General features: G+C 46.0%; 24 protein-coding genes and 1 pseudogene. 6 read left to right on the top strand and 19 right to left on the bottom strand.

What is annotated here, in order from left to right; genetic code table 11:
- From I6E38_RS04690 to I6E38_RS04625, 14 genes and pseudogenes are all read right to left on the bottom strand, one after another.
- Positions 1-343, bottom strand: a pseudogene (locus tag I6E38_RS04690) (hypothetical protein); the annotation flags it as partial.
- Positions 344-411: 68 nt separating this feature from the next.
- Complete coding sequence (locus I6E38_RS04685) at positions 412-1,833, bottom strand: formylglycine-generating enzyme family protein (protein ID WP_235392924.1); 1,422 nt, start codon at positions 1,831-1,833, stop codon at positions 412-414.
- Positions 1,834-1,994: 161 nt separating this feature from the next.
- Positions 1,995-3,734, bottom strand: a complete 1,740-nt coding sequence (locus I6E38_RS04680; RefSeq protein WP_235392923.1) for an SUMF1/EgtB/PvdO family nonheme iron enzyme — start codon at positions 3,732-3,734, stop codon at positions 1,995-1,997.
- A 69-nt stretch (positions 3,735-3,803) separates the two neighbouring features.
- Positions 3,804-5,318, bottom strand: a complete 1,515-nt coding sequence (locus tag I6E38_RS04675) for a serine/threonine protein kinase (protein ID WP_235392922.1) — start codon at positions 5,316-5,318, stop codon at positions 3,804-3,806.
- Between the two features lie 5 nt (positions 5,319-5,323).
- Entirely contained in the window at positions 5,324-5,902 is a 579-nt protein-coding gene (locus I6E38_RS04670; protein ID WP_235392921.1) for an FHA domain-containing protein, read from the bottom strand.
- A gap of 11 nt (positions 5,903-5,913) precedes the next feature.
- Positions 5,914-6,678 (bottom strand): caspase family protein, encoded by a 765-nt coding sequence (locus I6E38_RS04665; protein ID WP_235390213.1) that lies wholly within the window; start codon positions 6,676-6,678, stop codon positions 5,914-5,916.
- Between the two features lie 23 nt (positions 6,679-6,701).
- Positions 6,702-7,349, bottom strand: a complete 648-nt coding sequence (locus I6E38_RS04660; RefSeq protein WP_235390214.1) for an FHA domain-containing protein — start codon at positions 7,347-7,349, stop codon at positions 6,702-6,704.
- A 2-nt stretch (positions 7,350-7,351) separates the two neighbouring features.
- Positions 7,352-7,729, bottom strand: coding sequence for a hypothetical protein (locus I6E38_RS04655; protein WP_235390215.1), 378 nt, complete (start codon positions 7,727-7,729; stop codon positions 7,352-7,354).
- Positions 7,730-7,754: 25 nt separating this feature from the next.
- Positions 7,755-8,330, bottom strand: coding sequence for a hypothetical protein (locus tag I6E38_RS04650; RefSeq protein ID WP_235390216.1), 576 nt, complete (start codon positions 8,328-8,330; stop codon positions 7,755-7,757).
- Between the two features lies 1 nt (position 8,331).
- Positions 8,332-9,399 (bottom strand): TIGR04133 family radical SAM/SPASM protein, encoded by a 1,068-nt coding sequence (locus tag I6E38_RS04645; RefSeq protein ID WP_235392920.1) that lies wholly within the window; start codon positions 9,397-9,399, stop codon positions 8,332-8,334.
- Positions 9,400-9,404: 5 nt separating this feature from the next.
- Complete coding sequence (locus I6E38_RS04640; RefSeq protein ID WP_235392919.1) at positions 9,405-9,914, bottom strand: hypothetical protein; 510 nt, start codon at positions 9,912-9,914, stop codon at positions 9,405-9,407.
- Between the two features lie 16 nt (positions 9,915-9,930).
- Positions 9,931-10,635, bottom strand: a complete 705-nt coding sequence (locus I6E38_RS04635) for a UpxY family transcription antiterminator (protein ID WP_262912328.1) — start codon at positions 10,633-10,635, stop codon at positions 9,931-9,933.
- Between the two features lie 98 nt (positions 10,636-10,733).
- Positions 10,734-11,204 carry a hypothetical protein gene (locus I6E38_RS04630; protein ID WP_235392917.1) on the bottom strand — a complete coding sequence of 157 codons (471 nt, stop codon included), beginning with the start codon at positions 11,202-11,204 and terminating at the stop codon, positions 10,734-10,736.
- A gap of 440 nt (positions 11,205-11,644) precedes the next feature.
- Positions 11,645-12,961: an ATP-binding protein gene (locus tag I6E38_RS04625; protein ID WP_235392916.1), complete on the bottom strand. Its 1,317-nt coding sequence runs from the start codon at positions 12,959-12,961 to the stop codon at positions 11,645-11,647.
- Positions 12,962-13,299: 338 nt separating this feature from the next.
- On the opposite strand from I6E38_RS04625, the gene I6E38_RS04620 reads away from it, so the two are divergent.
- Positions 13,300-14,868, top strand: coding sequence for a peptide chain release factor 3 (locus tag I6E38_RS04620; RefSeq protein WP_235392915.1), 1,569 nt, complete (start codon positions 13,300-13,302; stop codon positions 14,866-14,868).
- A gap of 139 nt (positions 14,869-15,007) precedes the next feature.
- Here the strand turns inward: I6E38_RS04620 and I6E38_RS04615 are convergent, their stop codons facing one another.
- Positions 15,008-15,883 (bottom strand): Rpn family recombination-promoting nuclease/putative transposase, encoded by an 876-nt coding sequence (locus I6E38_RS04615; RefSeq protein ID WP_235392914.1) that lies wholly within the window; start codon positions 15,881-15,883, stop codon positions 15,008-15,010.
- Between the two features lie 183 nt (positions 15,884-16,066).
- Here I6E38_RS04615 and I6E38_RS04610 point away from each other — a divergent pair, with 183 nt between their 5' ends.
- Positions 16,067-17,485, top strand: a complete 1,419-nt coding sequence (locus I6E38_RS04610; protein WP_235392913.1) for a hypothetical protein — start codon at positions 16,067-16,069, stop codon at positions 17,483-17,485.
- Position 17,486: 1 nt separating this feature from the next.
- On the opposite strand, the gene I6E38_RS04605 is transcribed toward I6E38_RS04610, so the two are convergent.
- Complete coding sequence (locus I6E38_RS04605; RefSeq protein WP_235392912.1) at positions 17,487-17,870, bottom strand: hypothetical protein; 384 nt, start codon at positions 17,868-17,870, stop codon at positions 17,487-17,489.
- Positions 17,871-18,165: 295 nt separating this feature from the next.
- Positions 18,166-18,987, bottom strand: a complete 822-nt coding sequence (locus I6E38_RS04600) for a GIN domain-containing protein (protein WP_235392911.1) — start codon at positions 18,985-18,987, stop codon at positions 18,166-18,168.
- 126 nt (positions 18,988-19,113) lie between these two features.
- On the opposite strand from I6E38_RS04600, the gene I6E38_RS04595 reads away from it, so the two are divergent.
- The 4 genes from I6E38_RS04595 to I6E38_RS04580 all read left to right on the top strand — a co-directional run bounded on the left by I6E38_RS04595 (position 19,114) and on the right by I6E38_RS04580 (position 23,378).
- Positions 19,114-20,154: a DHH family phosphoesterase gene (locus tag I6E38_RS04595; RefSeq protein WP_235392910.1), complete on the top strand. Its 1,041-nt coding sequence runs from the start codon at positions 19,114-19,116 to the stop codon at positions 20,152-20,154.
- Between the two features lie 102 nt (positions 20,155-20,256).
- On the top strand, positions 20,257-20,898 hold the full coding sequence (locus I6E38_RS04590; RefSeq protein ID WP_235392909.1) for a BamK family beta-barrel-assembly machinery protein: 642 nt from the start codon (positions 20,257-20,259) through the stop codon (positions 20,896-20,898).
- Positions 20,899-20,975: 77 nt separating this feature from the next.
- On the top strand, positions 20,976-22,361 hold the full coding sequence (gene glmM, locus I6E38_RS04585; protein WP_235392908.1) for a phosphoglucosamine mutase: 1,386 nt from the start codon (positions 20,976-20,978) through the stop codon (positions 22,359-22,361).
- Positions 22,362-22,436: 75 nt separating this feature from the next.
- Positions 22,437-23,378 carry a DUF5106 domain-containing protein gene (locus tag I6E38_RS04580; RefSeq protein ID WP_235392907.1) on the top strand — a complete coding sequence of 314 codons (942 nt, stop codon included), beginning with the start codon at positions 22,437-22,439 and terminating at the stop codon, positions 23,376-23,378.
- Between the two features lie 27 nt (positions 23,379-23,405).
- Here I6E38_RS04580 and rsgA read toward each other — a convergent pair whose 3' ends face one another.
- Entirely contained in the window at positions 23,406-24,338 is a 933-nt protein-coding gene (rsgA, locus tag I6E38_RS04575; RefSeq protein ID WP_235392906.1) for a ribosome small subunit-dependent GTPase A, read from the bottom strand.
- Positions 24,339-24,344: 6 nt separating this feature from the next.
- The gene (gene frr / locus I6E38_RS04570) at positions 24,345-24,905 is read right to left on the bottom strand and encodes a ribosome recycling factor (RefSeq protein WP_235392905.1); all 561 of its coding nucleotides are present in this window, start codon (positions 24,903-24,905) and stop codon (positions 24,345-24,347) included.
- Between the last annotated feature and the right edge of the window lie 69 nt (positions 24,906-24,974).

Raw genomic sequence — 24,974 nt, 5'->3', positions numbered from 1 at the left:
TGCTTTCCACCTTCTCCACTCCATAATCAGCAAACGTCACCATTACTGGAGCATAGTTAGCGTGCTTCACCTTTAGCATACGATTGCCTTGGGGCATATACACCCAATACTCTCCAGTCTTGTTCTCCACATTACCCATGATGCTGCCCTCAAACTGAACACCTTGCAGTCCGAGACCAACTTTGATTAAGGCACAGTTGCGGTTGTTAAGGTCTTTGCGTGGCTGAGTTTGGGCAGTCAAGTCGCTTGAAGCAAGCTTGAAGGACTCGACGGTTAGTTTTTGCGCAATGGCTGATGATATTGCCGCAAAGAGCAAAACGATGGATAGAAGTGTTTTACGCATAGAATTTATATTTGTTTGAAGCTTAGGACATTAATAATAAGAGTGGATAACTCAAAAACAAGAAGTAGTTACTCGGAGAGGACTAGGCGGAGCCCAAGGCTGCCGCTACGGTTACCAGGCGTTTCGTTGACACGGGATGACGAGTTACAGAGCCCGGCGGAGTTAGCCCAGCCACCTCCCCGGCTCACGCGGTAAGATCCACTATTGGCACCAGTAGGATTTACCTTTGAAGAATTACTGTATTTATCATACCAATCCTGACACCATTCATGTACGTTACCACTCATATCATATATACCTAATTCATTAGCTTGCTTAGAACCTACATTATGAGTTTTGTTGCCGCTATTATCTTCATACCATGCCACATCAGAAAGGTTACTGCTACCACTATACTGATAACCTCTACTCTTGTTTCCACCACGAGCGGCATACTCCCATTCGGCTTCTGTAGGAAGACGGAACGTCTTGCCTGTTATACGATTCAGTTTGCTGATAAATTTTTGACAGTTGTCCCAACTAACCCGTTCCACTGGCAAGTTATTACCTTTAGAGTACGAAGGATTGTTACCCATCACTGCTTTCCATAAAGCCTGTGTCACCTCATATTTACCAATGTAATAATCATTGGTAAGAGTTACTTGATGTGCAGGTTTCTCATCATCCAAAGGATTCTCCATCTCTGGAGTCGCTCCCATAGTAAATGTTCCTGCCTCAACACGAACCATATCAATGCTTATGCCATCCTTTACGGGAATAGTGATATTATCACTGTTAGTAACTGGAGTTTGTACTACTGGTTGTTGAATTACGGGTTGTTGAACAACAGGTTGCTGAGCTACTGCTGGTTGAGAAACAGTACTTTGTTGTGTTGCCGTTGCTTCTTTAGTTAGAGTTATCTGAAGATTGCTTGGTGCTGATGCCTTAAGTTTTACCATGCCTTCTTCAGACTCATATCCATTACAAAAGACAATGTATGAGTGTTGACCTACTGGTAATGTCGTTTGTGCCACGCCATTTGAGCAATTAATCATTTTATTGTCTACAAGAACAGTAGCTATAGACGGTGAGTATTTTATGGTAAGAGTTTGGGATTGCTGCGCTTGTTGTTGAGTGTTCCCAACAAGCGTAAGCACATACGTACGGTTGCTCTCCAATTTATCCACTCCGTAGTCTTCAAATGTAACCATAAGCGGAAGATAGTCTTTGGTTGTGATTTTTAATTGCCGTGATCTTTGTGGCATATACACCCAAGTCTCATTCGTGTACTTAACAACAGGCTTGACAATATTTCCACCGAAATCAATAATGTCGCCAACAAACAGTACTTTGACAACAGCACAGTTGCAGTTGTTTGTATCCTTGCGTGGCTGAGTCTGGGCAGTGAGGTCGCTTGAAGCAAGCTTGAAGGACTCGACTGTAAGCTTTTGAGCTATGGCTGATGATATTGCCGTAAAGAGCAAGAAGAAGGATAAAAGAATATTTCGCATAGTTGTTGTTTATGTTTCCTTACACTTATTTTTATTCGGTGGCACAAAATAAAATATGGTGTTTTTATTCGGTGGCAGCGAATAAAAATCAAGCAAAGACATCTCGTTTTGAGGCTTAGGACATTAATAATAAGAGTGGATGACTCAAAACAAGAAAGTCGTTACTCGGAGAGGACTAAGCGGAGCCCAATGTTGAAGCTACGGCGGCCAGGCGTGTCGCTGCCACGGTCAGACGAGCGACAGCCCCTGGCATCGTAGAACCAGCTACCTCCACGGCGCACGCGGTCAGACCCACTATTAGCACCTGTAGGATTTACCTGTGAGGAACCACTGTAAGAACCATTCCAATCCTGACACCATTCCCATACATTACCAGTCATATCATATATGCCTAATTCATTAGCTTGCTTAGAACCAACAGCATGAGTTTTGCTGCTGCTATTATCTTTATACCATGCCACATCAGAAAGATTATCGCTACCACTATACTGATAGCCTCGACTCTTTTTTCCACCACGGGCGGCATATTCCCATTCGGCTTCTATGGGGAGACGGAATTTCTTGCCAGTTATACTGTTCAGCTTGCTGATAAATTCATGACAGTCATTCCAACTAACCTGTTCTACGGGTAAGTTATCACCCTTAAAATAAGAAGGATTATTGCCCATAACTACTTGCCATAAAGCCTGTGTTACCTCGTATTTACCAATATAATAATCGTTGGTAAGAGTAACTTGATGGGCAGGTTTTTCATCATCCCATGGTTCCTTCATCTCTGGAGTCGCTCCCATTGTAAACGTTCCTGCCTCAACACGAACCATATCAATGCTGATGCCATCCTTTACGGGGATGGAGATTGTATTGCCCGCCAATGAAGTTCCTGAAGCTACAGACGATGAGGCATTGGTTTTCAACACCCCCGACAGAGAAGCTGTCTGACCCTCCAAGATGCTTACCGTCTTGCTGTCCGTACCATAGCCGTCTTTTTTAATTTCAACCTTATGATTGCCCACCAATATCCCATTAAACACACGTGGACTTTGCCCAACCTTATTGCCATCAATATAGACATCTGCCCCAAATGGCTTATAGTTTACAGAGAGGTTGCCCTGTATGGCTACGAGTTCATTAAAAGCCACATCAAGTTTTTGTTGTTGAGACAGATTGATGGTACGCTGTTGACTGCGGTAGCCCTCCTTCTTTGCCTCGACAAGGTGCATACCCTCTTTTAGACTTCCTGTCCAAGGAATCGTGCCAACGGATTTCTTATCGACATATAGCGACACGGCAGGTGTCGGGCAAGTTACAGAGACTGTAGCCATAGCAGAGACAAGGCTGACATTGATGGGAGTCATGTCGCTGCTGCTGATGGTGAACGAGCCACTCTTACTTATATAGCCTCCTGCCTCCACCTTATAAGTATGACTGCCATAAGGAAGCATGGCTGAATACTCACCGTCGGTGGATACCGTCTGCTGATTGCCATCGATGGTGACGACAGCATTCTTGGGATTAACGGTGAGTGCATAGAAGTTGCCTCCAGCATCAGCAGGCTCTGTGCTGCCTGAAGGCTTTGACAAAGTAAGGATGTATGTCATTCCACTCTCCACCTTGCCAACGCCATAGTCGTAGAAATTGACCATAAGGGGAGTGTAGTTCTTATGCAGAACCTGAAGCATAGAGACACCCTTAGGCATATACACCCAATACTCGCCCAATTTCTGAACGGGCTCACCCATGATGCTACCATCAAACTTAACGCCGTCGAGAGCGATGCCCACCTTGACAAGAGCACAATTAAGATTGTTGAGGTCCTTGCGAGGGTGCGATTGGGCAGTGATGTCGTTTGAAGCAAGTTTGAAGGACTCCACCTTGAGCTTTTGGGCAAAGACAGTAGACATTATTGCAAAAAGCATGAAAAAGGATAATAATATCTTTCGCATGATTGTTGTTGTTCTTTTATAATGTTATTATCTGATGACAGTGTCTATCTTCTTTCCATCACGGTAGAGACCACCATTCTGAACCACTCCGTTTTCGCAGTAGCCAATGATATAATCGCCTGCTTGAGGGGTCATAGAACAACCGCTAATGGCATGAGAGCTATGGAACTTCATTGTGCCCTCGCCATGAGGCTTGCCGTTAAGCAGACCACCAGTCCATGTGGCGTAACCAAGATTTACTGTGCCAGACTTGGGAGATGGAGTAGGCTTGGGAGATGGGGTAGGAGTTGGTTTTAGCTCCTCCTTTTTAGGAGTTGGCTTTTGCTCCTCCTTTTTAGAGGGTGTAGCTACAGGAGCTTTAACAATTTCTATAGACGCTTTCTTTTCAGTGTCAGCTGTGGCAGACGTGGAGTCCTTCTTCTGAGACGGCAACGTATCGTTAGCTGCTGGAGTTTGTTCAGTAGCATTGCCCCCGCCACCTTTATAGAATTTATCCCAGGCAAACCATCCACCAATAGCCACTACAGCCACACATGCTATAGCAATGAGTTTTGTACCGATAGGCTTAGGAGAATCAGGAATGATAGGGTCGGTTGGAGTACGTCCGTCGCCTGCATTATTAGAGGATGAGCCGTTGGCAGTTGAAGGTTTGCCATGCTCCAATATATTCTGGAAGGAAGCAATGTCGTTAGGTCGGTCGGCTGCGTCCTTAAGCAATCCGCATATAATGGCATCCATTGTGTTCGACGACACAGATTCAGGCAATGTCTTATAGATTTTGTGAATACTTTGCTCCTCAGCATCACACGGGTCAATACCGCTAAGCATATAGAGCAATGTGGCAGCAAGCGAATAGATGTCGAGCGAGGGAGAGAAGGTGCTGACGTTTTGTTTCAGTTCCAAAGGAGAATAGCCCTTGGAATAGCCACGGATGCCCTTATCCTTTTTAGGCTTGCCATTGACGAAATACATAGCCTGACCGAAGTCTATCAATACAGGTTTTATAGTGTTGCCATGCCTAACCATCATGATATTGTCGGGCTTGATGTCGAGATGCAGGATGTTGCGGTTGTGCAGATAGGCAAGAGCACTCGTAAGCGGCAAGATGATGCCTTTGGCTTGAGACTCCTGCAATGCCCCACAATTCTCAGCCACATACTGATAGAGCGACACATTGCCGAGATAGCTCATGACATAATACACAGTGTTGTTCTGCTCGAACACCTCGTTCACAGGCACTATGTTGTCGTGTTTGAGCGAGTGCAGAATCTCAGCCTCGGTCTTGAAGTCGGCCTTGGCATTCTTAAACGCCTGCTGGTTTTCAGCAGCCACCACAACATTGCCATTGACATCCCTTGAGCAAATCTTGCCAATAAAGAACTCCTTGATGGTGAATGTGGCAGTCTGCGGAATGTTACCCACCATTATTTGGGCTGTGGCACGATAGGTGATGCCAAAGCCACCACTATGCAATGGCTCTGCTATAGTATAAAGAACGGCTCCTTTCAATGAGGAGCCGATAGTTAGAGCGTTATGTATCATGTTGTTTATTTAGAAAGACAAAAACGAGTTCTACCAAGCACAAACTCCTGGTTTGGCTGGATATAAATAGATGTGCCCTCGGCAATAGGTTTGCCAGAGAGATAAACAGGATTTTTGGAACGGTTGACAGAGAACAGATACTTATAGGAGCTGCCCACAGACTCAACCGTTATAGTAACAGAGCGATGGCTGATGGTACGGTCGCCCTCAATCATAATGTCGGAAGGCGACTGCGGGTCGAACATACCAATGGTGTTGGCACCCAGATGCAGCTCATGAAACTTATCCTTGTTGTAGAAATGCTTCTTTTTCTGCAACAGTCGGGCAATAACACCCGAAGGAGTGCCACCAGTGTTCACAATAGGGTCGGTGACAGGATGAGATTCTCCTTGCTGTTGCTGTGTGGCACCATTGCCAAGATGAATTTCCTTCTGTGTGATTTTCACTCCAAAAACATGTCCACATTGCTGTTGCGGACATTTTAGTTTTACCACACATCCCTGTTCAGGCATATAGAACTTCACAACCTGTCCGCATTTGGGACATTTGGCTGCTATTAATTTTCTTTTATTATCTTCTGCCATATTGAAATTCCTTACCAGCTCATTAGAACATTATCGTATAGTGACTTGGAAGTGACCAGTTGCGGATGCTGCTTGTTGTTATGCAGTTGCACATCCTTATGTACATACTTAAACAATTCCATCACAGTAATCTTCTTGTCGTCGTTGCTGTCAGCCTTGCCACGCAATCCCTTGATGACACCATTGGTGAGGAATCCCGAACCAACAAGTGGACTTTCTGCCGAGAGTTCATCAGAGCGTGAGGACAGAAAGACAATATATCGAGGATTGTTCTTCACGATGGTTTTCCAAGCAATGCGGTTCATGTCCTTGGAGTTCATCTCTTTTGTATTCATATTGCTAACAGCAGTTCCTGAGAAGCAAGCGTCAATATAACAAACGATGTCCTTAGCCTGGCATTTGTCCAACTCGCTGAACAGTTCATTATAAGAAAGCATCTTCGTGCCCCCCGACACATAAGTGCATATATAATTCTCCATGCCATGTCCGCTATACGAGAACACGATGTGGTCGTTGGCATTGGCAACAGCCTTCACCTTACGGATGGCAGCAATGACATTGGCACGTGTGGCATTCTTGGAAGTAAGCAAAACCACAGTAGCGTCTTTGGTCTTGTAGAGCGAGGCAAGACGCTTGGCATCTTTGGTAGACTGGGCAAGGTCGTTCTGGTCGCCCTCATAGTTTGACACGCCCGTAATGATGGCATAGGTTTTCTGAGCCTCTGCCGACATACAGAGCAGAAGCATAGCAATGATAGTAGAGAACAGTCGCTTCATATTTATTTTCTTTGTTTTTAATGTTATGCATGAGCTTTACACCTGCTGCACATTTGATTTTTAAATTCTATCTCGGAGAGAAGTTTAGAGCAGCAAGGACATATAAGTTTGTTAGAATATTTGGCGTTGAAATTCTTCAAGTTGGAGTCCTTGCCCAAATAGAAGTTGATGATAGCCTGCAGAAGAGCCGTGAACACAGCTGTTACAGCCACACCATACACCTTCTGGTTGAAGGGAAGAAGCAATGTGAGCAAAAGACCAATGACTGCCGAGACAACACCCGGCAAGAATCTCATCATATTCTTCTTTTGTATCTTGGCATCAATCTCAGCTTTCTCCTTCAAAGCCTTGTCGTGAATGCGAAGAACATATTGAAACTCTGCCTTGTAATTTTTGGGATCATCCTCAACAACATGGTGGGCAAAAAATGAGAACCCCATACTCGTTTGGTCGGCAAGGACGACACGAGTAAACTCAGTGATGTTCACCTTCTTGATTTGAACAAGTTCGTCGTTGTCGTCGATGATATAAGTGCCGTTGGTGGAATTAAGGTCTTCAAGAGTCCATTGTCCACTGTCCGATACAGTAATCTTGGCATGTTGTCGGCTCACTCTCGAATTGTTGATAGGGAACTTCTGTGTTCCCTCCTTACCGATAATAACTTCTTGCATAACTATTTTTTTACAGTTATGTTGCTACTTCCGCTCACCATATCCTTATATTTCTTAAGCAATGGCTTGGGAAGTTTGAGCGTTACCGAATTTTTAAGGCAATCGGACAGCACAAGGTGTTGTTTTAGAACATTGATGTCGTAGAGGAACATCTGGTTGATGATAACGCTACGTCCAAGGCGTATAAATGGACTCGTCGTTCCTTTGGGGTAAGCCTGCGACAACATAGTCTCAATCTTTGAGATACCCAACGATAGTACCGTAGAAAGTCCACCGATATAACATATTTTGGTGTAGTTGCCGTCTGCCATGATATATGCAATATTATCGACAAACAGTAGAATCATCTCGTCGCGATTGTTGATACAAATCTTTTTCATAAGCTTTATGTTTTGAAATGATATTTTAGACCCCTTCTATGTCATTGACATATAAATCATCATTAGGACCACCATACATGACAGGTTCTGGATATATCATATTATCGCACATACCAGGACCTCCGTACATTAAAACATCATCTTGTATAGGGCCTAAAGGGTCGTCTATAAAAATTGGTTCTTCTGGCTCAACCGGTTCTTCTGGCTCAACTGGTTCAACCGGTTCAGCTGGTTCTTCTGGTTCAAGAGGCTCTTCCAGATAAAGAGGTTCTTCTAGCTCAACTGGTTCTCCCAGTTCAACCTGTTCAACCTGTTCTTCCAGTTCAACCAGTTCTTCTGGTTTAAGAGGCTCTTCTGGTTCAAGAGGATCAACCATAATCGTTTGATCTATATCTTCAGTAAAGTCTTGAAGTGCATGCGGACTTAGTTGATCTTGTACATTGTCTTCATTCACAACCTCAACAATAAAATCTTCTTCTGGACTATCGTTATCGGTTGATTTTTTGTCGATTATTACATCCGCCCCAAATGATCCTCCAATACTTCCTACAGCAGCTGCCGCAGAAAGAGCAGCTGCGCGTTTAGCTTTTTCTTTATCCATATCATTTGCTATTAAAAAGTTTGTTATAATTACAGAACATTAGGCTTCCATCATTATTTCTCAAATGCATCCCATTGCCTTGGCAATATTTGAACACCTTGCAGTCGGCACACTCACCACTGCGCATCCACTCACGATTGCGATATTTGTTGAAACGGTTTTGCCATACGTTCCAAAAATCATCCTTATATATATTTCCCTGATGATAGTTGCTTCGGATGCTCAAACAACCAGAAATCGAACCATCGCTCAGCACAGATGCCGTCGTGAGACCAGCACTACATAGGAAATGCGACCTACGCACAAGTCCTTCATAATCTCCCAAATATCCCTCGCATGCATACGACAGTTGTATCTTGCCTTCCATTCGTGTTTTTACAATAAAGTCCATAAGGTAACGGTACTGACTGTTAGACAAAACCAATTCATTATCATCTTTAGCTCTGCCCATTGGTACTATTGAAAAACAACGCCATTTCGTGACACCAGCTTCAATAAGCATGCGTTTTATTTCTTCCAATTGCGATATATTCCTACTGTTTACACATGTGATGACATCCCAAATTAAATGAGGAGCCTTCTTTATATGTCCAATAGCATTATACACAACATCAAAACTATTGTTATCATTACGGAGCCAATTATGTGTGTCGCGCAATCCGTCAACATCAACAGCCAATGAACGCAGACCAGCATCCGAAAGCTCTTTCATCATATAAGAATCGATAAGCTTGCCATTAGAAACCATTCCCCATAAGAATCCCTTCTCTGTTATAGCACGTCCACATTCAATAATGTCTTTTCTGACCAATGGTTCACCACCTACAGTAAAGACCATTGTTTTTATGTGGGGTTGATGGAGTCGCACCTCGTCAAGCACTGGTGTGAAATCTTCAAATGGCATATCTGGGACATTTGAAACAGTCTTGCAATCACTGCCACAATGTCTACAAGCCATATTGCAACGTAGGGTACATTCCCAAAAGAGTTGTCGGAGAGGATGAAGAAGTTTCAGTCGCTCTCGATACCAATAGGTAATTTCTTGGTCTATTTCTTGTAGTTTATTCATCTGTTTTAGATAATTGTTTTCCTATGAGTGGCAAAATATACCAAATCTACTATTCCCCAAAATATAGAACAACTAATGAATGCCAATATTAACTCTATAGTCTCCAAGTCTTCTGCCATGACTCTTGAACTATTTGTAATGTATTCGATTGTTATTAATAGAAATGAAACGGTAAAAAGCACACCCGTTCCAAAATTTAATCCAATTAATAATGACGAGCACCATTTGCCAAATCTACTCTTGGTAGGGAATAATCCAATGAATGATTTTGAAGAATAATTGTTGAAAAATATCCAAGGAATCAATAAAAAGACAAAAGCACATAAGCAATGCCCAAGAACATACCAGTCCATTGATGACAGGTCGAAATAATGATAGTACCTATTGCCATTCTCTGTTAGAGGTCCATAATGGGTATAGAGTATGAATACTGAAATAATATTAATCGCGAAAATTATTGCAGCGTATAATAACCGCCACTTCCTTATAGGTGTTATTTCTTTGAAACCTTTCATAGCTTGAGTTTTATATTTATTGTTGTTTCTCCAAAAACGCACTCGGCACATACGCTGTCACCACAGTTACCAGTTCTTCCATCACAACAGCCACTCTCTGTTGTCCTTGCCATCTTGCCACTCTTCCTACCACTCCCTTGAATGCTCCGTCCGTTACTCTCACCATCTGTCCTTTCTTGAACTTTGGCACTTCGGCTAATGACACTATAGTGTTGTCTGTTTCGGCGGCATAGATGATTCTTAGACTTTCCATCTGATGGTTGGGTACAATCATTGGGGTCTTTTCGATTCGGCTGCCAACATGGGTGTGACGATAATAAAAGCGGAGGAAGGGAAGGTTTACGTTGTCGTAAACGAAGTGTTTTATCTGGTCTAAGGTTCCGTAGGCAAAGAAAATGTTTGGTAATAGTGATTCGGTTACAGCTTTGCGTTTGCCTTTAATTAGTTTTACTGTCGTTTGTGTAGGGTAGAATGCTGTGATGCCTTTTGCCGTCATATATTCGTATGCGGTCTTTTCTCTGCCGTAAGTGCAGCGTAGAGCATACCAATGGGGAGGGTCTCCCGAAAGTGCATAGCTGGTGGACACCCCGGTATGTGAACTCTCTGCTTTTTTACAGCTTTGAGCTTTGGGGAGGGCGTTGGAGGTAAGTCCAGCGCAGGGAGGGATTTCACCACCTCCCGAGGTGTGTATATCTTCCGATATACAGCCATCGATATTCATATCGCTTAACTTAATTCTAGACAGAATTATGTTGGTACAGACAAAAAAAGCGTGAACCGTCCGTTGTCCGATCCTCACTCTGAGGCCGTGAGAAGTGCCTATACTGCTGAACGAACAACAGTATAGCCCACGCCGATATGATATATAGCAATATTCGTACTTTCGGCATGATGCAAATAATTGTACGACAAAATGTCAGAACACAATAAATGCTTCTGCGAAAATACGAAAGGTATATCACACCCCTGGACATTTACCGTTGCCATGTTCAATGCAGTACATGTATCTTGAAATTTCTCACGTTTCAGAGTGTACGTTGAACGTGACGTTTGTAAACGCCTAATATGTCTGGACTGCTTTTCCCACCCAATACCCGCTTTGTGTAGATATGTCATATTGATGACCTTAATACACTCTGCACGGCGTAGGCTGCCGAGTCGGTTGTCATATGTGATAAGAACACGTTCTTTTGCGACAACAGCGGTCTGGCTTTTCAGTCCGAATGCAAAGTTACGAAAGAAAAATGAAAAAATGTGATTTTGTAATAAAAATTGTACAAGATTTTTCATGCAAATATCGTACAGGCAGTAAAAAAGTGTTACAAACGAAAAATTGATTTTAGAGTTTTCAATTGGCGTTTTTTAGTGGTTGGGCAACGTCAATCTTCGTGTTTTTCATCATTCAAGGCTTCGTTACACTGCAAAAGGACTACTTTTGGAGTGCAACGAAGCCCCAATTGCATTGCAAAAGGACTACAGTTGCAATGCAATAGTTGTCCTTTTGAAGTAAAAAGGAGCTTTTTTTTGAAGCATAAACTTGCACCGCAAAGCCACTATCGACATAACTCGCTGTGTATAAACGATATAACTAAAACCGCTCAAAACTCACGAATTTTGAGCTAAAGATTTCCTCGCGCGTTCAGCTCGCAGTTTTGAGCGGTCAAGAATGCAAATATAGGAGCGAAGCGCTGCTCGCTCCGATTGAGATAGTGAGGTGTTGGGGGTGGGTTTTATTTTATTAGCCACTTCATAGCCCATTCCGTTAAAGGGGAGGGACATGCAAGCATTCCACAGTTTTGCTGCAAATTAAGGAAAGAGAAACGTATGCGGTTCCTGGGTTGGTAACGTTCGTTGTACACAACAATACTTCTGCCACTGACACAATTTTCAGCCTTTACTTCTACAGGAATTATCTCGTCTTCTCGCTGTAACAGAAACTCTATCTCAGCCTTTCCTTCCGAAGACCAATAGTAAGGAATAGAACCATATGAAGGCAACAGACTTTGCAGCACTGCATTCTCAGCCATCGCTCCCTTAAATTCGGTGTAGTTGGCAGTCGGGTCAATAACTATGCTTCCTGGCAGCCCAGCCAATCTCCGCAACAGTCCGCAGTCACTGGCATAGACCTTGAATATGTCCGGCTCCTCGTAGGCACTTAAAGGCATTCCAGGTTTCGAGACCGCGTTCACACGATATATCATGCCAGCATCTTCAAGCCACAACAATGCATCCTCGTAGTCACGGCTTCTTGCACCCTTCTTTATAATCTTATAGATAAACTTCCGATTCTCTTTTGCAAGTTGGGATGGAAGCGAGCGCCAGATGGCATGAATGCGCGGTATCTCGCGAGGATCTGCATACTTGGCAAAATCAAGCTCATATAAGTCTAATATACCTTGAAGAATGTCATCCACCGCTTGCATACCCTGATTTTCAAGCATACTTACGGTAGCTTCTGGCATTCCTCCAGACACCATATATCTACGATATTCCGATTTCAACTTGTCAAGTATAATAAGAGGCAGTTTCTCGGGCTGTTCTATCTGCTCAACAAAATTGAAAGTCTGGATATCACTGGCTCGCAGATATTCCTTAAACGTAATCGGATACATACGCATAACCTGAACCTTTCCTACTGGTACGGTCATTCTCCGCCTTTTCACAGCCACACCCAACAGCGAACCAGCTGCAATAATATGCCATTCGGGAGCATCCTCACAAAAATACTTCAACGAGTTGAGCGCTTCCTCGCATTCTTGTATTTCATCGAATATGAGCAGCGTCTTGCCAGGAACAAGCGGAACAGGACTATAAAGGGCGAGTTCCTTAATTATGCGTGCAGGCTCTTTTGACACAGTGAAAGCTGACTGCAACTCTTTCTGGCGGTCAAAGTCAAATTTCGCTGTGTATTTAAAACACTCTCTTCCGAACTCCTCCATAGCCCATGTCTTGCCTATCTGACGGGCACCTTTCAGAAGGATTGGCTTATGCTTTTCTGCTTCTTTCCAATCCTTGAACTTATTTATTATGTCTCTTTCTATCTTCATAATTACATCAACAACTTCCGATTTGTGTCAAAATTGACATTTTTCCGAACTTATCAAGTGCAAAGATACAATATATAGAGGAATGTTACAATTTTTCTGAGAGTTTTTAGCAAACAATTCCAAGAATAACTTGTGATCTGTTTTTTCGTTATAGCACCTCAAGTCTTTGCATGCAAATATCACACAGGAGGTAAAAAAGTTTTGCCCAAAATACACGGAGTCTGCAAACTGAACTATCACCATTATACATAATAAATATGGTTTAAAAGTCAAAAAATCAGGCAAGCGTGTTTTTATGTGCAATAGTTTGTATAACTTTGCAGTCCAAAACGTATATTATGAACCAGGAAATAGAACGCAGGCGAACTTTCGCCATCATTTCACACCCTGACGCAGGTAAGACTACGCTCACCGAGAAGTTCCTTCTCTTTGGCGGCCAGATACAGGTGGCAGGTGCAGTAAAGAACAACAAGATACGCAAGTCGGCTACGTCCGACTGGATGGAAATCGAGAAGCAGCGTGGTATCTCTGTGTCAACGTCGGTTATGGAGTTCGACTACGAGGGCTACAAAATCAATATTCTTGACACTCCGGGCCACCAGGACTTCTGCGAGGACACATACCGCACTCTTACAGCTGTCGACTCAGCCATCATTGTAGTGGATGGAGCCAAGGGTGTGGAGACTCAGACACGTAAGCTGATGGAGGTGTGCCGCATGCGCAACACTCCGGTTATCATATTCATCAACAAGATGGACCGCGAGGGTCGCGACCCGTTCGACTTGCTCGACGAACTGGAGGAGGAACTTCAGATCAGCGTGCGCCCGCTGTCATGGCCTATCAACATCGGTGTCAAGTTCAAGGGTGTGTACAATATCTACGAGAACAAGCTCGACCTCTTCAAGCCCGACAAGCAGCGCGTGACTGAAAAGGTGGAGGTTGACATCAACTCTACAGAACTTGAAGAGCACATCGGTGAGCAGGATGCCAAGCAGCTGCGCGACGACGTAGAACTGATTGACGGCGTATATCCCGAGTTTGACGTTGAGACATACCGCTCAGCCGAGGTGGCTCCTGTATTCTTCGGTTCGGCATTGAACAACTTCGGTGTGCAGGAACTGCTCAACTGCTTCGTAAAGATTGCTCCGTCGCCAAAGCCTACCAAGGCTGAGGAGCGCACCGTAGAGCCTGAGGAGCAAAAGTTTACGGGCTTCATCTTCAAGATTACTGCCAACATCGACCCCAACCACCGCTCATGTATCGCTTTCTGCAAGGTGTGCAGCGGCAAGTTTGAGCGCAACAAGCCCTATCTGCATGTGCGTCAGGGCAAGACTCTGCGTTTCTCTTCGCCCACCCAGTTTATGGCTCAGCGCAAGAGCACCATCGACGAGGCATGGCCAGGCGACATCGTAGGTTTGCCCGACAACGGCATCTTCAAGATTGGCGACACACTGACTGAGGGCGAGAAGCTGCACTTCCGCGGACTACCTTCGTTCTCGCCAGAGATGTTCAAGTATATCGAGAACGACGACCCAATGAAGGCAAAGCAGCTTGAGAAGGGTATCAACCAGCTCATGGACGAGGGTGTGGCACAGCTGTTTGTCAACCAGTTTAACGGTCGTAAGATTATCGGCACCGTAGGTCAGCTGCAGTTTGAGGTAATTCAGTATCGTCTGGAGAACGAGTACAACGCCAAGTGTCGTTGGGAGCCAGTTCATCTGCACAAGGCCTGCTGGATAGAGAGCGACGACGCTGATGAACTCGACCAGTTCAAGAAGCGCAAGTATCAGTATATGGCCAAGGACCGCGACGGACGCGATGTATTCCTTGCCGACTCTGGCTACGTGCTGTCTATGGCTCAGCAGGACTTCAAGCACATCAAGTTCCACTTCACAAGTGAATTCTAAGAAGAGTAAAAAGGTAAAAGAGTAAAAAGGTAAAAAGGCTGAAGAGATTATTGTCTCTAAGACTATACATAAAGCAATGAGGGTGTGTCAATTTGTTTTGACACACCCTCATTTTATTTTCGAGGCTTTCCCATTTTATTTATACAACTGGATTCAATCGTTCAATTTCCTGTTTCTGCAGACCAGTTGCTTTTGCAATGTCGTCAATTGACATTCCCATATTTAATAAATTTCTGGCAATCTCAACACGTCCTTCCGCTCTGCCCTCCGCTCTGCCTTCAGCTCTGCCTTCCTCCATGCTTCTCCTATTAGAATCGACAAAAAGCAAGCGTTCTGCACCGAGTTTGTCCCAAAAGTCGTCGTAGGCAAGAAGCTCATTTTTCGACATTGCTGATTCTTCTACAGCCTTTAGTGCTTTAGAGGTCTCGGGATTGTCCAACAGTTCTTGCGGAACTTCCTTTGTATGCTCATCTATCTCTGTCAGAAATCTAAGCCACAGCACAGCCATTTTCTTTTCTTTGATGGAATGAGCCTGGAATTTTGGCAGCTCCACGAATGTGAAATGAAGTCCGTCGATAATCTCGTCGCTATGCAGTTCGTGCACAACATTGTAGTTATGGATAAACTCATCCGGATATTCCTTCATGAAAGTCTCGTTGACAAGATTGAGCGAATATACAGGCTGTAACATTTCATACTTGCGCTTTTTGTCAAGCTGACGCACAAAAGCCTTGGAAGCATTAAACAGCACACGCTGTTTGAACGCCTCTGTCCACAGCATCTGCATTTCTACAATAAATTGCCTGTTTTTCACATCACGACATCTCACGTCAACAATACTGTTCTTACCTACGTAAGTGTCGGGCACAAGTTCAGGCGACAGATACTCAACGCTCTTTATCTGCTCGTCATCAGCCAATGGCAGCAGGGCGTTAAGCAGACTGATGAGCAAATCCTTATGCTCACCAAATATCTTCTTGAATGTGAGGTCGGCTTTAGGGTCAAGATATCTCATAGTGGAACTATATTTATTGTTTACATATTGTTATATATGGCAAATTTACGAATAAAAATCGACAACGTTGTGGTTTTATAGATTAATTGTTGAGATGAAAATGTATATTTATATATGAATACACGTGATGAATTGAAAATTAATATTTACCTTTACAGCCAAATAAATACAATAACCATAAAAATGAAACCTTTCGTAAAACAAACAATCTACAACAGGTCTTTAATCAAGACACTGGGCGTGGCTTTGCTTACAGCCACACTGGGATTTGGCACACACGCAACGGCAGCTGCCAAATCCGACAACAAGAATACTGCTAAAGAAATTGAGAATTATTTCGGCGAGCGTCTGGCTGGCAAGGATGCCAAGCTCAACTGCAACGCCAAGGTAAAGACGGCTGACGTAGCCTCGTCGAGAACTATGGTTTGGGAGGCATGGAAGCGCGCCAACAACGCACAGGACAAGAACATAATGGTGAACCTGCCAAACCTGTCGGATGCCAAGACCGGCAAATGGCAGTTGCCTGCACAGCTTGAACCGAACGCCACAATGCCGTATTATTATGGCAAGAAAGTGGCAGCCGGCGAGACTGTGCCAGCCAACGGACTGCCCCTGTTTGTATACATGCACGGTTCGGGACCCAAGGCGCAGGAGTGGACAACGGGGCTGAAGCTTGCACAGATGTTCAAGGACTCGCCGTCAGCTTACTTCATACCACAGATACCTAATGAGGGCAATTACTACCGCTGGTGGCAGCAGTCGAAGCAATGGGCATGGGAGAAACTGCTGCGCATGGCTATGCTCTCGAGCGAAATAAATCCCAACCGTATATATATGTTCGGCATCTCGGAAGGCGGATACGGCTCGCAGCGTCTGGCTTCATTCTATGCCGACTATCTGGCGGCTGCCGGACCAATGGCTGGCGGCGAACCGCTGCGCAACGCTCCTGTAGAGAACTGCGCCAACATCGGATTCTCATTCCTCACCGGCGAGTACGACCAGATGTTCTTCCGCAACCGCTTCACCTACGAGACCAAACTGGCGTTTGACAGTCTGCAGGCTCTGCACCCCGACCAGTTCAAGCACCGCATCGAACTGGTGCCCAAATGCGCCCATCAGATTGACTATCGCCCCACGACACCATGGTTGAGCGAGTTTACACGCAACCCCTACCCCAAGCACATGATGTGGGAGGACTTTGCAATGCACGGACGCCACCGCCAAGGATTCTACAATCTGCGTGTTGACAAGCGCCCAGCTCTCGACTCGATGTCGCGCTCCACATACACAATGGACATCGTCGACAATACCGTCAACATAACAGTGAAGACCGTGAGATACGAGATTCTGGAGACCGACCCCTACTGGCACACTATCGACATGAAGATACAGCGCCACTACTCGGAAGCCAACGACCTGCAGTTCACCGTGTTCCTCGACGAGCATCTGGTAGACATGAACCGCAAGGTAACTATTATTGTCAACGGACATAAGGTGTTTGCAGGCAAACTCAAGACAAACATTCAGAACATGGCAGAAAGCGTGGCTACATTCGGTGACCCATGCCGTATATATCCAGCGGCAGTGCAGGTGAAGCTGTAGACTACTTGTCTATCTTGCTAATCTCGCTTGCCTCCCATTCCTGCCACTGCTTCATAGCCTCCTGCCAGTCGGTCTGTTCGCCAGCAGCCACAGCGTCCTGCATTCGGGCAGCCTCGTCGCGCTCACGGTCGCGTGCACGCTTTGCCTTCATGTCGGCTATGGTCTGGTCGTCGAGTATACGTATGGCGCCACGATGTATGGCGTCATACAGTTCCTGCTCGCCAAAGGCACGTCCCGGCACGTTGAAGTCGGAGATGTTGAACTCGTATTCGACGCGCAGTTTATGGCGAATCTCCTTCTGCTTGGCACGGTTGGCACAGTTCTTCAGTCGCAGGAGCTTGGCAATGCCCTGAATCTCGGAATCAGAATATTTGTTTCTTCCCATACAAATTTAATAATAGTCTGAATTAATAATTTTCGTAATCAATTTTACATACATTAAAATAATGGCAATGTCCGCAGCGTTCAATGCAGGCATTGCCATTGTTTTATGCTTAACAACTTGCAAAATTAGCTTATTTTGTTAAATAATCCACTTTTTAACCGCAAATATTTGTTTTGTTCGAATATAAGCTATATATTTGCGTTATCATTTTTTGATGATTTCGATTTTTACGAAATCAACAGTTATGAGGTTGGTAGCTTCCTGCACCAACCTCTTTTGTTTTTATGCCGTTGCATCATCGTGCCAAACGCAACTGAGAACGGTCGATGTCGCCCGAACCTTTCTTTGAGGTGTTGAGCGTGCGCAACGTTCCCTTCAACTCTACGTCGCCACTGCCGCGCAGGTCAATATCGGCATTGCCACAATTGATGAAGTCAAGATCGAGGTCGCCACTGCCTTGCAACGAAGCCTTCACGTCGGCTACACCTTTGAGCGTAGCGTCAAGATCGCCCGAGCCTCTGAGTGCTGCATTTGCATTGCGTGCCTTCAGCATCTTCACCTCAAGGTCGCCGCTGCCAAGCAGTTCGAAGTTTGCCACAGCACAGTCTACAGCCTGCGCTTCAACATCACCGCTGCCACGCAAGCGCAACGATATATTGTCGCACAACACCTTGCGCAGGTCGACATCACCCGAACCAGAGAGTTCTACATTGAGAGCGTCAGTGTCAATATTGCTTTGCGCTTCAAAATTGCCCGATCCTTTCAGATAGACAGAAGTAATGTCGGGCGACGATACATATACGGTGAGGCGCGCCGGACCGACTATCCTCATTCCACGACCTTTAGTTGTAACAACAAGAGTCTCGCCATTCTGCTTTATGTCGAGATTGTCTACCAGACTCTTGGTTCCCTCAATACGCACCGACGATGTCTTGCCTTGAACAAACTTTATATCAGCCGAGGTGTACGACTCAATCTTGCAGAAATAGCCAACCTTAACTACACGTTTCGCGAAAGAACGGTCTGCCTTCAGATCCTTGCTCGAATAGCATGCTATGCATGCAACACTCATCGTCACCAAGACAATGAATGAAAAGATACGTTTTGCTGTCATCATAATACTAAATATTAATTATTAATCGTATATTTGACGCAAAGCTACAAAAAAAAGTTGCAAAAATAAAAAAAAGTTGGCTGTACCATACTTAATTTGTAACTTTGCAGCCAATACATTATTTAAACAATGGGCATAGAATTATTAACCGCGGCGGAAGCCGAATCACTCAAGGCATATATCAACACAGCCGAACACATTATTATTTGTTGTCATAAGTCGCCTGACGGCGATGCTATCGGATCGTCGCTCGCATGGGCCGACTATCTGCGCTCACTCGGCAAGAACCCCGAAATCATTGTGCCTGACGCTTATCCCGACTTTCTTCAGTGGATGCCCGGCACCGAGCGCATCATACGCTACGACAAGCACGCTGCCGACAAGGCCGACCCGATGCTTGCCTCAGCCGACCTCGTATTCTGCCTCGACTTCAACGGCACCGACCGTGTAGACGAGATGAAGGACGCTCTGGAGCAGTCGCCTGCCAAGAAGATAATGATCGACCACCACCTCGACCCACGCATGGACACAGTCTTGACCGTGTCGCACCCGCACATGTCGAGCACCTCCGAACTCGTGTTCCGTATAATATGGCAGTTGGGCGGATTCGAAGAGATGTCGCGCAAGTGTGCTGCATGCATATATTGCGGCATGATGACCGACACGGGCGGATTCACATACAACTCTACACGCCCCGAGATATTCTACATCGTCAGCCAACTGCTGACCAAGGGCATCGACAAGGACAAGATATACCGCAACGTGTTCAACAACTTCAGCCCATGGGCAATACGTCTGCGCGGCTATCTGATGAGCCAGAAGCTGAACGTGTTTGGCGACATTCATGCCTCTTACTTCACCATCTCGCGCCGCGACATGCGCGACTTCCACTTCATCAAGGGTGACGCTGAGGGGCTTGTCAACGAACCACTGAAGATAAAAGGCATGCGCCTGTCGGTTTCGCTGCGCGAGGACGACCGTCGCGACAACACCATCTGGGTGTCGCTACGCTCGGTAGACGACTTCCCCTGCAACAAGATGGCAGCCGACTTCTTCAACGGCGGCGGCCATCTCAACGCCAGCGGCGGCAGACTCTACTGCTCGCTCGACGAGGCTGAACGCATAGTGAGAAATGCGTTTGAGCAATACAAAGACCTGCTCACGAAATAAAAAACGTGAAATATTGTCAACCCAAGGTGACATTACATATAATTTTTGTACTTTTGTACGATAATTAGTGATTTCAATCAAATAAAAAAGAAAAAGCAATTGATGAAGACGTTAAAATTCTTAGCGCTCACACTCTTAGCCATTGTGGCTCTTGCTTCGTGTAGCGACAGCGAAACTTATGCCGACATGAAAAAGAAGGAACGCTCGGCTATAAACCGATACATTGCCAACCAAAAGATAAAGGTCATATCTGAGGATGTATTCAACGCACAAAACCAGACCACAAACGTTGACAAAAACGAATGGGTGCTGTTTGAAGGCACTGGCGTATATATGCAGATTGTGCGCGAGGGATGCGGCAAGAAACTGGAAAGCGGCAAGACCGAAAAGATACTGTGCCGATTCAACGAGTACAACATTCTTGAATCAGACTCGACACTGCAATGCACCAACATCTACTCATACAACTGGTTGGTAGAAAAAATGACAGTGAAGAATACATCAGGTACATTCTCTGGCACATTCGACAAAGAAAGCAGTCTGATGTACAATACATACAGCTCAACAGCTGTTCCTTCGGGATGGCTCGTTCCGCTGACTTATATCAAGCTTGGCCGTCCGGCATCAGCAACCGATGAGATTGCCAAGGTGAAACTGATTGTTCCGCACTCAATGGGACAAAGCAATGCCTCGCAGAATGTCTATCCGTGCATGTACGAGATAACATACCAGCAGGGAGCATAATTGCAGAATCGGCGGTCACTCAACAACAGCCGCCAACATACTAAAGACTAAAGTCAATCATTTAAAACATCATTACTATGACACTAATCAAGTCAATTTCTGGTATCCGCGGTACTATCGGCGGACCTACGGGCGACACACTCAATCCGCTCGACATCGTTAAGTTTACAACTGCCTACGCTACATTCATGAAGCGCAATGCCAAGACCGAAGGACGCGGCAAGATAGTAGTTGGTCGCGACGCACGTATCTCTGGCGACATGGTGCGCAACATCGTGTGCGGTACTCTTATGGGTATGGGACTTGATGTTATCGACATCGACCTCGCTACAACTCCTACTACAGAGCTGGCTGTACGCTGGACTGGCGCTATGGGTGGTATCATCATAACAGCAAGCCACAACCCACGTCAGTGGAACGCTCTGAAGCTGCTCAACAGCGAGGGCGAATTCCTGACAAAGGAGAACGGCAACGAGGTTCTCGAAATTGCCGAGAAGGAAGATTTCGACTATGCCGACGTTGACAATCTGGGCCACTATACACGCGACGACTCTATGGACGCACGTCACATCCAGAGCGTACTCGACCTCAAGTTGGCTGACGTAGAGGCTATCAAGAACGCTAAGTTCAAGGTATGTGTTGACGCTATCAACAGCGTTGGTGGTGTTATCCTGCCCGAACTCCTTAAGGCTCTCGGCGTAGAGTTCACAATACTCAACGGCACACCTAACGGCGACTTCGCTCACAACCCAGAGCCATTGGAGAAGAATCTTCAGGGTATCATGGACGAGATGAAGAGCGGCAAGTACGACCTCGGTATCGTTGTTGACCCCGACGTTGACCGTCTGGCTTTCATCTGCGAGAACGGCGAGATGTTCGGCGAGGAATACACACTCGTAAGCGTAGCCGACTACGTACTCTCACACACACCGGGCAACACCGTAAGCAACCTCTCTTCTACACGCGCTCTGCGCGACGTAACTGAGAAGCACGGTGGCGTATACGCTGCATCGGCTGTAGGCGAGGTTAACGTTACAACTAAGATGAAGGCAGAGCACGCCGTTATCGGCGGCGAGGGCAACGGTGGTGTTATCTATCCGGAGAGCCACTACGGTCGCGACGCATTGGTAGGTATCGCTCTGTTCCTCTCTTCACTGGCTCACAAGAAGTGCACAGCAAGCGAGTTGCGTGCTACATTCCCAAGCTATCAGATTGCCAAGAACCGCATCGACCTCACCCCGTCTACCGACATCGACGCAATCCTCGAGAAGGTGAAGGAAATGTTCAAGGAAGAGAAGATTACTGACATCGACGGCGTTAAGATTGATTTCCCCGACAAGTGGGTTCACCTGCGCAAGTCGAACACCGAGCCTATCATCCGTGTATACAGCGAGGCTGCTACAATGGAAGAGGCTGACGCACTGGGCAAGAAGCTCATGCAGGTAGTTTACGACATGCAGTAATTAATATAATACAAAATGCCGCAACATCCAAAACGAAGAATGGATTGTTGCGGCATTTTCCATATCCGAACAGACATGAGCAAATCATTATTCACAGTCATAGCCGTAGCCACAGCCATGCTGATATGCACCAATGCTACAGCACAACAGACCGATGGATTCCCCTACCCTACAGTGCCCGACACATTGCGCACTGCCGAGACGCGTGCCTTGTATGTAATGGAGCACTACTGGGACCGATTCAACTTTGCCGACACAACACTCATGCACCGTCCCGAAACGACCGAACAAGGATTTGCCAATTTCATCGACCTGCTGCCGCGTGTGGCTCCATCGACTGCCACTCTCGGCATAAAGGCATTTGCCGACCACCTCTACAACATCAAGCCAGCTAATGCTGACGACAGCAATACACCCGAACGCATACGCGAATACTTCGCCACACTGACCGAGAAATATTTGGGCGATTCGGAATCGCCGCTACACAACGACTTGCTCTACGCCCAGTTTCTCGACGTCATGTCGGCAAATAAGTTTGCCTCAATGGCCGAACGCACACGCAACGAATACATGGCACGCAACCTGAAGAAGAATCTTCCAGGCACCACAGCCACCGACTTCGTGTACATCGACCGCAAGAACCAGCTGCACCAGCTGCACAATCTGAAAGCAAAATACACCTTATTATATTTCTACGATCCCGACTGCGACCACTGTCACGAAACCGCCGCACAGATAGCGGCAATGCCCGAAACATCATCGCCAGCCATCAGCGTGCTCGCCATATACCCCTATAGCGACTCCGAAATGTGGAAGACGAAGACATCACGCATGCCCGCCACATGGACCGAAGGCTACAGTCCCGACGGACAAATCACCACCGACGACATATACTACATCAAGTCGGTACCGTCGGTATATCTGCTTGACGAAGAGAAAAGAGTAGTGCTGAAGAATCCAAGTATCACACTACTGCAAAATACATTGAAGAAACTGACGGCAACAGCCGTCAAGTAATATTACAAAAACAAAAAACCGCGAGGCTTAATAAGCTTCGCGGTATTTGTTTTCGTCCTTATCCTCAAGCATCGAGAGATAGCTCTGATAGCGTGATGCAGCTATGTAATGCTCTTCAACGGCTTTCAGCACGGCACAACCCGGTTCGTGAGTGTGCGTACAGTTGTTGAATCGGCAGTCCTTCGAGAAGTGGAATATATCCTTGAAGTAACTTGTCAGCTCTTCGGGTTCGATATCGAACGTTCCGAAACCCTTGATGCCCGGAGTGTCGATGATCCATCCACCCTCGGGAAGCGGCAGCATCTCAGAGAATGTAGTGGTGTGCATACCCGTGTTGTGAGCGTCGGAAATCGACGACGTGCGCAGATTGGCACCGGGAAGGATATGATTGATGAAGGTAGACTTGCCCACACCGCTGTTGCCGCTGAGTAATGTAATCTTGTCCTTCAGCATAGGCAGTATGCTGTCCATACCCAGTCCCGTAGTGGCCGACACAGCCACACACTCGTAGCCAATCGTACGATAGAGCGTCATCATCATCTCCTGATAGTGGCGTTCTTCGTCCGAGAGGATATCGGTCTTGTTGAACACGAGCACCGTCGGAACGCTGTAAGCCTCGGCAGTGGCAAGAAAGCGGTCGATAAAAATGGTGCTTGTCTGCGGATAGTTGACCGTGACGATAAGGAAAGCCTGGTCGACATTGGCAGCAATGATGTGGCTCTGCTTGCTCAGGTTTTGCGACTTGCGTATGATATAGTTGCGACGGTCGCAAATGGCAGTAATGAAAGCCGTGCCCTCCTGATTGCGCACAATCTCCACACGGTCGCCCACAGCAACGGGATTGGTGCTGCGTATGCCTTTAAGGCGGAAGTTGCCCTTTATCTTGCAGTCTACATTCTGCGCGTCGTCAGTGCGCACAGTGTACCAGCTGCCCGTGTTCTTTATTACTAAACCTTGCATTCAATACTATACTGTCATGATTTCCTTCTGCTTTGCAGCGAGCAGGTCATCTACCTTCTTGACAAACTTGTCGTGAATCTTCTGGAGTTCGCCCTCAGCGTCCTTCTCCAAATCCTCAGACAGACCGTCCTTGATAGCCTTCTTCAGCTTGTCCTTTGTCTCCTGACGAGCATTGCGAATCTCCACCTTAGTGCGCTCGCCAATCTTGTTGCACTGCTTGACAAGCTCCTTACGGCGTTCCTCTGTAGGCTGAGGAATGCCAAGGCGGATAATCTCGCCGTTGTTCTCGGGAGTGATGCCTACGTCGCTATCCATGATAGCCTTCTCAATCTCGCGGATCTGCTTCTTGTCGAAAGGACGGATAGCGATAGTGCGTGGATCGGGCACAGTAACGTTGGCTACCTGGTTCAATGGCACCATCGAACCCCATGAACTAACTCGAATGCCGTCAAGAATTGCCACGTTGGCACGTCCGGCACGGATGCGTGCAAGCTGCTCCTCAAGGTACATTGCACCCATTTCCATGCGCTCCTCGGCGCTGTTCAATGTTTCTTTTACGTCTATCATATTAATATTTTATTAGTTTCGTACAGTCGTTTTTCAATATTCGATTTGCAAATTTAATGAAAATACTTG

The sequence above is a fragment of the Leyella stercorea genome (assembly GCF_021531355.1).
GTDB lineage: Bacteria > Bacteroidota > Bacteroidia > Bacteroidales > Bacteroidaceae > Prevotella.
Note: the sequence above shows the minus strand (reverse complement) of the source record. Positions and strands in the feature narration are given on the sequence as shown.

Coding starts and splice junctions, on each gene's coding strand:
- rsgA (WP_235392906.1), bottom strand. CDS start 24,338: ATGCAAGGTTTAGTAATAAAGAACACGGGCAGCTGGTACACTGTGCGC.
- I6E38_RS04605 (WP_235392912.1), bottom strand. CDS start 17,870: ATGGGAAGAAACAAATATTCTGATTCCGAGATTCAGGGCATTGCCAAG.
- I6E38_RS04675 (WP_235392922.1), bottom strand. CDS start 5,318: ATGATACATAACGCTCTAACTATCGGCTCCTCATTGAAAGGAGCCGTT.
- I6E38_RS04615 (WP_235392914.1), bottom strand. CDS start 15,883: ATGAGATATCTTGACCCTAAAGCCGACCTCACATTCAAGAAGATATTT.
- I6E38_RS04630 (WP_235392917.1), bottom strand. CDS start 11,204: ATGAAAAATCTTGTACAATTTTTATTACAAAATCACATTTTTTCATTT.
- I6E38_RS04680 (WP_235392923.1), bottom strand. CDS start 3,734: ATGTCTACTGTCTTTGCCCAAAAGCTCAAGGTGGAGTCCTTCAAACTT.
- I6E38_RS04670 (WP_235392921.1), bottom strand. CDS start 5,902: ATGGCAGAAGATAATAAAAGAAAATTAATAGCAGCCAAATGTCCCAAA.
- I6E38_RS04600 (WP_235392911.1), bottom strand. CDS start 18,987: ATGATGACAGCAAAACGTATCTTTTCATTCATTGTCTTGGTGACGATG.
- I6E38_RS04625 (WP_235392916.1), bottom strand. CDS start 12,961: ATGAAGATAGAAAGAGACATAATAAATAAGTTCAAGGATTGGAAAGAA.
- I6E38_RS04650 (WP_235390216.1), bottom strand. CDS start 8,330: ATGGATAAAGAAAAAGCTAAACGCGCAGCTGCTCTTTCTGCGGCAGCT.
- I6E38_RS04685 (WP_235392924.1), bottom strand. CDS start 1,833: ATGCGAAATATTCTTTTATCCTTCTTCTTGCTCTTTACGGCAATATCA.
- I6E38_RS04620 (WP_235392915.1), top strand. CDS start 13,300: ATGAACCAGGAAATAGAACGCAGGCGAACTTTCGCCATCATTTCACAC.
- I6E38_RS04645 (WP_235392920.1), bottom strand. CDS start 9,399: ATGAATAAACTACAAGAAATAGACCAAGAAATTACCTATTGGTATCGA.
- I6E38_RS04665 (WP_235390213.1), bottom strand. CDS start 6,678: ATGAAGCGACTGTTCTCTACTATCATTGCTATGCTTCTGCTCTGTATG.
- frr (WP_235392905.1), bottom strand. CDS start 24,905: ATGATAGACGTAAAAGAAACATTGAACAGCGCCGAGGAGCGCATGGAA.
- I6E38_RS04590 (WP_235392909.1), top strand. CDS start 20,257: ATGAAGACGTTAAAATTCTTAGCGCTCACACTCTTAGCCATTGTGGCT.
- I6E38_RS04610 (WP_235392913.1), top strand. CDS start 16,067: ATGAAACCTTTCGTAAAACAAACAATCTACAACAGGTCTTTAATCAAG.
- I6E38_RS04635 (WP_262912328.1), bottom strand. CDS start 10,635: ATGAATATCGATGGCTGTATATCGGAAGATATACACACCTCGGGAGGT.
- I6E38_RS04580 (WP_235392907.1), top strand. CDS start 22,437: ATGAGCAAATCATTATTCACAGTCATAGCCGTAGCCACAGCCATGCTG.
- I6E38_RS04595 (WP_235392910.1), top strand. CDS start 19,114: ATGGGCATAGAATTATTAACCGCGGCGGAAGCCGAATCACTCAAGGCA.
- glmM (WP_235392908.1), top strand. CDS start 20,976: ATGACACTAATCAAGTCAATTTCTGGTATCCGCGGTACTATCGGCGGA.
- I6E38_RS04660 (WP_235390214.1), bottom strand. CDS start 7,349: ATGCAAGAAGTTATTATCGGTAAGGAGGGAACACAGAAGTTCCCTATC.
- I6E38_RS04655 (WP_235390215.1), bottom strand. CDS start 7,729: ATGAAAAAGATTTGTATCAACAATCGCGACGAGATGATTCTACTGTTT.
- I6E38_RS04640 (WP_235392919.1), bottom strand. CDS start 9,914: ATGAAAGGTTTCAAAGAAATAACACCTATAAGGAAGTGGCGGTTATTA.